Source organism: Actinotignum timonense (genome assembly GCF_900155575.1).
GTDB classification, from domain to species: Bacteria; Actinomycetota; Actinomycetes; order Actinomycetales; family Actinomycetaceae; genus Actinotignum; species Actinotignum timonense.
The window spans coordinates 417,131-426,222 of sequence record NZ_LT706966.1 but is presented as its reverse complement, the minus strand read 5'-3'; the positions used below and the strand labels follow the sequence as shown (position 1 = coordinate 426,222).

The window sequence follows — 9,092 nt, the reverse complement described above, 5'->3', positions numbered from 1 at the left end:
CAAGCTTGCGGCGGTGGGCCGCCAGCCGGCCCTGCGGCTGCGCACCGAGGTGAAAGAACTGAGTATTCACGATGAGGTGTGCGGGGAAGTGAGCGGCGTCGTCGATGATTTTGTGATTCGGCGTGGCGATGGTCGGTACGCCTACAATTTTGCCTCCGTGGTGGATGATGCGCTTGAGCATATTACCCAGGTCACGCGCGGGGCGGATTTGGCGCCCTCCACGCCCCGGCAGGTGTATTTGCAGCGTTTGCTCGGGGCGCCCACCCCGGAATATTGGCATGTTCCCATGGTGCTCAACCAGGCCGGCGCGCGCCTGGCCAAACGCGACGGGGCCGTGACCATGCGGGCGCTCGCCGAATACGGCTGGAGCGCAGCTGATGTGCTGGCGCTCATCGGGCGTTCGCTGGGGTTGGAGGTGCGCACGGCCGCGGACTTCGCGGAGCAGCTGGATATTCAGGCGCTGCGCCGCGGGCCCTGGTATGTGGACGTGGCGGCTCTCGAAGCTGGGCCGGCCTAAGTATGCCGGCTAAAATCAGCGACCGGCGCGAACGTCGCGCGGGCCGCGGCCGCTAGATCCGCGGGAGCTAGCCGCACCGAGAGTCCGCGTTTCCCGCCCGACACCACCATCGCCTCCAGTTCGCGTGCCGAGGCATCAATAAAAATTGGGCTGCGGTGTTTTTGACCCAGCGGCGAAATACCCCCGGTCACGTAGCCGGTGAGTTTCTCGGCATCATGCGGATCCATCATTGCGGCCTTTTTGCCGCCCGCGGCCTTCGCCAGAGACTTGAGATTGAGCATGGCGGCAGCCGGCACCACCGCGCACACCGCCTTCCCATCCACCCGCGCCAGCAGGGTTTTGAAAATAACACGGGGATCCATCCCCAGCTCAGCGGCGGAATCGAGGGCGAATCCGTGCTCGTGATGCAAACTTTGTTCGTACTCAAGAATCGTGAACTCCACGCCGGATTTCTCCAGGGCGAGGAGGGCCGGAGTCCCGGCCGGCTTATTTTTCTTCGACGACATACGTCCAGGATAGTAGCCCTCATGTTCATATGGATGCACTACCATATTCCTACCGGGAGCCAGCCACCCGGAGACGGAGGAAACCGTGAGGAAACGCCAATTCGGCCGCCGGCATGATGACCAGCAGCGCGGCAGTGCCACCGGGGAAGATCCCGCTATCGAATCCGAAGAAGAACTGAGCGGCGGCTATGATTTCGGCGGCTACCAGCCCGGGCAGAGCTACTACCCGCGCCGTCGCCTCTTCTGGCAACGCGCCACCATTATCGGCATCGCTTTCGTTATTTCGATGGTCGCTTTGGTGGCTTATTTCCTGTAGCGCCGGATAGGGCGCCGCGGAAGCGGCGCGGCGTCGTCGCCCTGAAACAGGGTAGTGAGGTACGACGGCGCTGCCGGGCACGGGGTCGCTAGGCCGGTGAAATCCGGCCTGCCTGTGGGTGACACGCCCGCCGGGCTCGCGCCTGTGGATAACATTTTCTCCCTCTCGACAAGCACCACTTTTATCAGCCACTATGGGAACACCGGTCCTCACCGGCCGGCGTCCGAAGCGCGGAACTCTCACCACCCGCGCGCCACCACCTACGTACCTCAGGGGGATGTATGGCTGTATCCACCGCACAATTGCGGGTCGCTCATGATTCGATTCTCACCGTTCGCGCGCTCGTTACCCAGGCTCAGGAGGAGTTGCGCGCCCACCTGCACTCAACTATGGACCGCATTGCCGCCTGGCATGCCGGCTGGCGGGGTACCGCTCCGGTAGCTTTCGCCGCTGCGCTGGAGGAATACCGCGCGGCCAGCGAAAAACTGCTTGCTCTGCTGGCTGATTACGGGGCGCGCCTGGGCCGCGCGGATGCCACCGTCGCTGAAACAGACGCGGCCACCCGCGCGGATTTTTCCCGCATGGCCGCGCTAGTCGGGGATCTGCCGGCGGCGTAATAGCGCCCACACCCGGGATATCCGCACACTTAAAGAAAGGATTGTTATGACCGAGCTTCGTGCTCATTTTGGGGAACTCTCCGCGGGGGCGGCTGATATGACTGCCCACGCTTCCCGCATCGAGGGGGTGCTCGCGCAGCTTGATGCGCGAATACGCACCGCGATGGCGGATTGGGACGGGCAGTCGCAGGCAGCCTACGAAGCCGCGCAAACGCGCTGGCATGCCGCGGCCCGCTCCCTGAATGACATTTACGCGCGTATTGGCCAGCAGGTGGAATGCGCTTCGCAGAACTATCGCGCGGCTGACCGGGCGGTGGCTCGCCTCTTCGGGTAGCGCGCGGCGGTTAGTGGCTGTTAGCGGCGGTATTTTCCCGCCCGCATTTTCTGCCCGCACCATGTTCGTTACGCATGCGCATTCGCCGTGCATGCAGCTTCATCATGGCTCTATTTCGTCATGCAAAAAATAATATTGTGAAAGGACTCGTATCCACCATGGCAATAACCACGGGCCCGAAATCCACCCCACATGTGATTCGGGTATTTCTTGCTTTTCTCATGGTGTTCGCTCTGGCGGGCGCCGGTCTGTTCGGCGGCGCCGGAGCGCGCGCCGATTGGGATCATTCTGTTGGCCGCGGCATCGAAATTAAAGGTGTGAACATTGTTGGCCACCTCCGCCTCGGCCCGCATTACGCGGAAACACAATCAATTAACGGGGTGGCGGTGGAAGGCTATCCCATCTGGTGTATCCAAGCGAAATATGCCGATCCTGGCCCCGGGGAAATGGTCGATATTACGACTCTTACCGAATCCCGGGCGCTCGGGCCGGGGGAATTGCAGCTGAGCACCCCGCAAATGGCCTGGCTGCTCAACCGCTATGAAGGAAATACCACGGATGACCTCAACCTTGCTGCGTTGAGCTACCTCATCCACGTTAATTTCGAAAAGGAATACCCGGGGCGTCCGGGGCGGGCCCAAGAGACCGTGAACGAACTGGTGCAGGCGGTGCGCACCCAGCGTCCTGATATTGAGGAGCGGGCCCAGAGCTACGTGCGAGAAGCGCGCGCCAGCGCCGCCGTCGGCTACGTGAGCGGAATCGTGGAAGGCGAAGGGGAGCGCAGCGGTGCCATCCGCGGTATCGGCGTGCACCCGGATGATTCCGAGGCGTGGCTGCCCGGAATTCCCGTGGTTATTACCCTCACCGGCCCGGCAGTTTTTGATGCGAGCGGAAGCACAACCTGGAGCGGGGTGACTGATAGTAAGCCGCTGGAGCTGGCGTGGTCGGCCACCGGGAATGGCCAGGTGAGCTACACAGCCGTTTTCGATACCCCGGTTCGTACCACCCTGACTATTTTCGGGGCTGATGGCACTGTCCAAGACACCATCACCTACGGCCACCGCCCGGTCAGCGATCCTCTCACTCGCAAGGTTCCGGGGCGCACCTGGGAAGTTATTTATGATTTCCAGCCGCTTGGCACCTCGAAGGTCAGCACCCGTCCTATTAATACCGACGGCGTTATTCGCGATACTCTCACCACCGCCGTCAAGGAGGATTACGGGGACGGAAAATGGAGCCAGGTAAAGGGGGAAAATGTGCCCGTTACCTACCGGGCTACCGCCTATTGGGCGGGTCGCACCTCCCCGCAGCGCAGCGATATCGTTCCTGAAGGAGCCGAGGTCCTGGGCTCGGTCACGGTCCAGGCCAACGGCCCGGGGCAGACCCTCACCGCGGAACTTTCCACCCCCAAACGCGGTTTCGTCACCTGGGTATGGGAGGTCCGCAAAAACGAGCAGGGGGAGAACTCCCGCTATATTCACGCCGATTGGGCTGATCATTACGGGCTTCCGGAGGAAACTTCTCGGGAAGAATTCCCCTTCCGGCCTCTCGGGGTGTCCCATGTGGCTGATGCGAAAGTGGTAGATACCGGCACGGTCCTCAGCGATACTTTCGTGGCCCGCGCGGATGAGAATTTCCGGGATGGGGAATGGAGCCGCCGCCCGGGAACCAACGGTTCTTTTGAGGATGGCCCCTTTATTCCGGTTACTTACCGGGCCACCGCCTGGTATGTCTCACCCACGGCCGTTCCCGAGCCGGGCGTGGTCCCGGCCAGCTCGGAAAAAATCGGGTCGGTAACGGTGGTGGCCGAAGGCCCGGGCCCGATCCGGGCAGAATTGAGCGAACCGGTGAGCAAGCCCGGAATGTACACCTGGGTGTGGGAAGTCCTCGCGGAGGACCAACCGGCCGAGTTCTTGCCCTGGATCGAGGCCGGCTGGTCGGATACGTTCGGGCTGGCCGATGAAACAACGTCGGTGCGCTACCCCGGGAAGATCGATTCGGCTCTCTCTATTCGCCAAACGAAGTCCGGCACCTACCTGGTCGATGATGTGTGGGTGAGCGGCCTACCCGCGAACCATCCTGATTTCACCGGCGGGGCTGGATTTGGGGCGGATACTCAGACGCTAACCCACACCCTACTGTTCTTCCCGGAAGGCCAGGCGGTCACCGATGAGAACCGCGCGGCCGCCCGCCAAATCGGGCAGCCGGTGGTACTTCCCGCCCGCAACGGTTTCTATCCGAGCGTGGGTGATCCGTCGTGGATTATGGAACAGGATGAGGCCGGGGAGAACCTGCCGGGCACCTACGTAGTGGTGTCTGATTTCGCGGGCGATGACCGGGCGGCGCCGCTGGCCACCAGCGTCACCGATGTGACCGAGCAGTTCACGGTGACCCGCGAACCGTCCCTCCACACCACCATGCACCACGAGGACACTCATATCGCACCCAATACCGGCACCGTCACCCTGGTGGATACTGTTTCTTATCAGCACCTGATTCCCGGTAAGGAATACGAGGTCCACGGGGCGCTCCTGGATCCGGCTAGCGGTCAGCCGCTGCGCGATACCAGTGGCAGCGAGCTCACCAGCACCAGCCGTTTCGTGCCCGAGCACCCCAACGGTAGCGTGGAGGTGGTTTTTGAGGTCGACGCCGCAACTCTGGCCGGCACCAAGGTGGTAGCAACAGAAACTCTGCGCCAGGACGGCCGGGATATTGCCGTGCATGCTGACCTGAAGGATACCAACCAGACGGTGACCTTCACGCGCCTGGCCACCCGCGCCCGGGATGGCGCTCCGAGTGCTGCTGATCATGCCAGCGGCAAAGATGGTTCGGCGGGCATCGATGGTACCGAGGGAACAAATGGTGCCGGCGGCGATCAGATTCTGAGCGCCACCGCGGACGCGGTGATCACCGATGAGGTATGCGAGCTCAGCGGAGCACTTATCCCCGGGGAAACCTACCGGATCGAAACGGCCGCCATGTTCCCCGATGGGACGCCGGTGCTCGGGAAGGATGGCACCCCGGTACGCAAAGTCAGCGACTTCGTTCCCGGTTCTCCCAGCGAATGCGCCCGCATTAAATTGGACTTTGATGCGAGTGCTTTAGCTGGCCGCGAGGTGGTTCTTTTCGAATGGGTGTACCTGGGCGACCGGCTCATTTCCGAGCACACCGATCCGCTCGATAGCGAACAGACCGTTCGTTTCGAAGAACCACCGGTACCTCCGACGACGCCGCCCGCTACGCCACCGGCCACTCCGCCCACCACTCCGCCGGCTACGCCACCCGCTACTCCTCCGGTTACGCCGCCTGCGCCTCCGGAGCTGCAACGCACCGGTGCGGCGCTCGCGGGCTGGCTCCTGGCCGGGCTCACCGCGCTCGCCGGCGGCTTGACCCTGCGCTACCGGGCTAATTCCCGTTCCANACCTCCGCGGCCGCCCCCCGCTCGCCCACCGGCCACTCCGCCCACCACTCCGCCGGCTACGCCACCCGCTACTCCTCCGGTTACGCCGCCTGCGCCTCCGGAGCTGCAACGCACCGGTGCGGCGCTCGCGGGCTGGCTCCTGGCCGGGCTCACCGCGCTCGCCGGCGGCTTGACCCTGCGCTACCGGGCTAATTCCCGTTCCAGCGCTACCCGCTAAATCCGGGATAACCAGCCACTAACTATCTCCAACGTATGTCACTCACCGCCCGGGCCGGGGAGGAAAAATCCTCTCCCCGGCCCGGGCTTGTGGGTCTGGTCATTCACGGCCGGTTCCGGGTGCAGGCAGCAATATCGGTCCGGGCGGTACCGCCAGGACCGGTGCAGAGCGCATCGCCGGAAAGAACCGCGGCCGGCTCTGGAAGGAGTGCGCGCCAGGCGGGCGGAATCTCAAGCGGAGTGATGTTTTCCCAATTCGCGGCCCGGCGCAGCTGGTCAAGATCGGCGATATCTACGAGGGTGCTTCCCTGCAAAAGGGTGGCACTCCCCGCATCCGTGCCGGCCACGAGCGCAGCTCCGCTGGGTAGCAGCGGGGAATCAGGTGCGTACACCAGGAACGAGCGTCCCGCGTGGAAAGCCGCGCATACCCGCGCGGTGCCGGGCTGTGTGGCAACGGGAGTTGGGCCCGAAGCGATAGCGGAATCGTGTTCGGAAACCGGAGCGGTGAGCGCGCCGAGATCAGCGGGCCAGCCGTCCCCGGGGCCGGTTTCGCGAAAGGTGAGATGGGCGCGAGCTGCCGGATCAAGAGCGTATACCCGCGCCCGGGCACTGTGCTCGGAGAGCCGATACAGATGGAAAGCGGTGGGGGAGAGCGGTTCGAGCACCCCGCCCGAACTGATCTGGAACCAGGTGCGGGTGCCGTCACTTCCGCCAAAAACAACCAGGTCACCAACCCGTGCCTCCCCGATACCGGGAAAATAACCGACCGGCTCGCCAGCAGTGGGAACGCTGAGCGGCGTGAGAGCCCGGCCTTCAGCCCAGAGTTCCACCCACGCCGGCGGCGCCTCAAGCACCGGCACATCTGGAAATTCACTACGGAAAGCGGCTTCCGGTATATCCACCCGGTAGCGTTGGCCGGCAGCAATCAGCCACAAACCGCTTGTTGTTCGCACCAGTACCGCGCCACCGAATTCAGGGAGTGGGGCTGAGGCCGCCAGGGATAACGGCGCGGCCGTGCCCTGCGTATTTTCTCTGTTGGCTTCCCGTGAATCTGTAACAGTCGCGGGGCAGGCCACCAGCCACGGGTCACGCAGCTCCGCTGCGTTCGGTAAAGAATCGGGAGCACCCGGAATTCCCACGGGCGCCCCGCGCGGTACATCTGCGAGCCGGGCAGCCGGGAGCACATGTGTCGCCACGCCTTCCGGATACAAAAGATAAGCGCCAGCCAAGGTAGTGAGGGGATGGAGAATTCCCCCGGAACTGAGATAGCGCGCCCCGCTCTCCGCAGCGATGAGAACAGCGCCATCTTCCCAGCCGTCGGGAAGTTGCGGTGAGATCGCTCGCGCTGCCCCGGTACCAGCCGCGGCCACCAGGGCAAGCCCAAGAGCTCCGGCCAGCCCGGCTAATCCCGGGCGGGGAGCTTCCTCATGAGCCGGCATCCCCCACCACAACGCGCCCGCCATGCTGCGGCGCCGAAAACGGCGGGAGCTCATAATCGTGCGTGCGTTTACCATGGGCTGACCGCGATAACTATCCCGGCTCCAAGCAGCGCGGTAAGAATCTGCTCGGCGATCTCTACCCGCCGGATGAGAAGAAGCTGGGCTTCGGAGCGCTCACCGCGGCCCCGATGCTCGGCAGCACCCAGGGTCTCCAGGGTTTCCGGGGCTTCCCGAGGGCTCCGATACCCGAGGAACAGAGCGGGAATACTCACCAGTGCGGGAGCCACCAGGCAAGCAAGAAGGTACAGTGCTGCGTGCGCTGCCGGATTCCGCATGGCCAGCACGCAGAGCTCCACATCAAGAAGAAGGAAGAAGACAAGCCGAAGTACAAACGCGGCGTCGGCGTGCATACTTATGGCACGCAGCCCGAGCACAGTTACTGCCGTGCCGCATATGGCCGCGCTGAGGATATCCGGGCGGTAGGCCAGCGGTAGCAGCGCGGCGATCACGAAGACCGTGCCGGCTTCGCCGCCCAGGGCGCGGAGGATGAGAATGCGGGCCCAGTTTTCCGGGCTGTGCTCCGCCGGTAAATCCGCTATTTCGGCGGCGGACACCTCCGGCGGGGGCGCGCTCAACCGCAAGATAATCGGCGCAATCAGGCGGGTCGTGCACACCAGGGCCACCACGATCACGAGGGCAGCCGGCTCGGTAAGCCGGGCGTGAAGCAGGGTGCTGCCGCCCCAGCCCGCCAAACAAAGTGCCCAGCTCAGCAGCATACTGCGGCCGCCCGGCACGGGAACTATCGCCCGGGCTAGCAGCGCGATGATAAGGAGAAGGCTCCCGGCTGCAATCCCACGCGGTCCCGCACCTGGCACAACCAGCGGGGCCGCGCGCCATCCGCAGGCTGCCCCCGTCCAGCCGCTGGCCGCGAGTAGCGCTAACACCACCAGCTGCACCTGCACGCTCGCACCTGAGCTTCCCTGCCGGCGAGCGTGCGCCCAATTCACGCGGGCAAGACCGAGGAAAACAAGCGCGAGCCCGGCCAGTACGGGAAGGGCGAGCATGTGGGGGAGCGCGGCCCGCGCGGTATATCCGGCCAGGCCCAGCCCGCATACCACCACCAGTACCGTGGCACAGTTGCGGAGTGTGGCTGAGGAAAGTTCGCCGCGCTCCTGCAGGGTGGAATGGCGGATGCGGCTGAGAACCGGGTCGCTGCGCGGGGGCGTGGGCGGTGCAGGTCTGTCAATAAAAAGGCAGATTCCGGGGGAGAGCTGGCCGCCTGCCGGCAGGCTTGGATCTAGCCGTTGCCCGGTGGCGGTACGAACCGTCCAGGTGGGAGCCGCAAAATCCGGGGCGAGGAGGCGCAGCACCTCGGGAATAAGCGCCGTTAGTGAGAGCGAACTGGCCAGCTCGAATTCGCCGCGCTGCCCCGCGCAATGCACGCAGACGGGAATCGCAATATCCGCCGGCTGCGCGCCGCGCGATTCTGCTAGTTCTTCGGCCATATGCCCTCCTTTCTGCGTTCTTAGGTGACCGCGCCCGCCTACCCGAGCACTCGCTTACCCGAGCACTCGTCCGCCCGGCGCGCGGCATACCGCTCGGCATACCCGCCCGCTCATGTCGCCGCAGCCGCGGGGTGAGGGCACGGTATCAAGAAGGCCGCAACCTGACCAGGGCTCATCCACAGGCCAGAGAGTTATCCACAAGCCCAGCTGGCTCTTTGCGA

At 64.3% G+C, this 9,092-nt stretch carries 8 protein-coding genes; 5 read left to right on the top strand and 3 right to left on the bottom strand.

The genetic code is table 11. The features are described from left to right. Positions 1-517 (top strand): glutamate--tRNA ligase family protein (locus tag CZ322_RS10180; RefSeq protein ID WP_234984414.1); only part of this gene is annotated, 517 nt, incomplete at its 5' end. On the opposite strand, the gene ybaK is transcribed toward CZ322_RS10180, so the two are convergent. Next, positions 514-1,023 carry a Cys-tRNA(Pro) deacylase gene (ybaK, locus tag CZ322_RS01805; protein WP_180948650.1) on the bottom strand — a complete coding sequence of 170 codons (510 nt, stop codon included), beginning with the start codon at positions 1,021-1,023 and terminating at the stop codon, positions 514-516. The genes CZ322_RS10180 and ybaK overlap by 4 nt on opposite strands. Positions 1,024-1,108: 85 nt before the next feature. Between ybaK and CZ322_RS01800 the strand changes: the two genes are divergently transcribed. The 4 genes from CZ322_RS01800 (at position 1,109) to CZ322_RS09955 (ending at position 5,928) form a co-directional block, all read left to right on the top strand. Beyond that, positions 1,109-1,339, top strand: coding sequence for a hypothetical protein (locus tag CZ322_RS01800; protein WP_087069974.1), 231 nt, complete (start codon positions 1,109-1,111; stop codon positions 1,337-1,339). Positions 1,340-1,620: 281 nt separating this feature from the next. Beyond that, complete coding sequence (locus tag CZ322_RS01795; protein WP_087069973.1) at positions 1,621-1,956, top strand: WXG100 family type VII secretion target; 336 nt, start codon at positions 1,621-1,623, stop codon at positions 1,954-1,956. A gap of 46 nt (positions 1,957-2,002) precedes the next feature. Further along, positions 2,003-2,290 (top strand): WXG100 family type VII secretion target, encoded by a 288-nt coding sequence (locus CZ322_RS01790; RefSeq protein WP_087069972.1) that lies wholly within the window; start codon positions 2,003-2,005, stop codon positions 2,288-2,290. A gap of 74 nt (positions 2,291-2,364) precedes the next feature. Continuing rightward, positions 2,365-5,928, top strand: a complete 3,564-nt coding sequence (locus tag CZ322_RS09955; RefSeq protein WP_459543365.1) for a VaFE repeat-containing surface-anchored protein — start codon at positions 2,365-2,367, stop codon at positions 5,926-5,928. 103 nt (positions 5,929-6,031) lie between these two features. Here the strand turns inward: CZ322_RS09955 and CZ322_RS01780 are convergent, their stop codons facing one another. Both CZ322_RS01780 and CZ322_RS01775 read right to left on the bottom strand, forming a co-directional pair. Next, entirely contained in the window at positions 6,032-7,441 is a 1,410-nt protein-coding gene (locus CZ322_RS01780; protein WP_087069970.1) for a type VII secretion protein EccB, read from the bottom strand. Further along, positions 7,435-8,871 (bottom strand): hypothetical protein, encoded by a 1,437-nt coding sequence (locus CZ322_RS01775; RefSeq protein ID WP_087069969.1) that lies wholly within the window; start codon positions 8,869-8,871, stop codon positions 7,435-7,437. The genes CZ322_RS01780 and CZ322_RS01775 overlap by 7 nt, the downstream gene beginning before the upstream one ends. Positions 8,872-9,092: the final 221 nt, after the last annotated feature.

Excerpts from the sequence above, each read along its gene's own strand:
- CZ322_RS01780 (WP_087069970.1), bottom strand. The coding sequence starts at position 7,441 with ATGGTAAACGCACGCACGATTATGAGCTCCCGCCGTTTTCGGCGCCGC.
- CZ322_RS01795 (WP_087069973.1), top strand. The coding sequence starts at position 1,621 with ATGGCTGTATCCACCGCACAATTGCGGGTCGCTCATGATTCGATTCTC.
- CZ322_RS01790 (WP_087069972.1), top strand. The coding sequence starts at position 2,003 with ATGACCGAGCTTCGTGCTCATTTTGGGGAACTCTCCGCGGGGGCGGCT.
- CZ322_RS01775 (WP_087069969.1), bottom strand. The coding sequence starts at position 8,871 with ATGGCCGAAGAACTAGCAGAATCGCGCGGCGCGCAGCCGGCGGATATT.
- ybaK (WP_180948650.1), bottom strand. The coding sequence starts at position 1,023 with ATGTCGTCGAAGAAAAATAAGCCGGCCGGGACTCCGGCCCTCCTCGCC.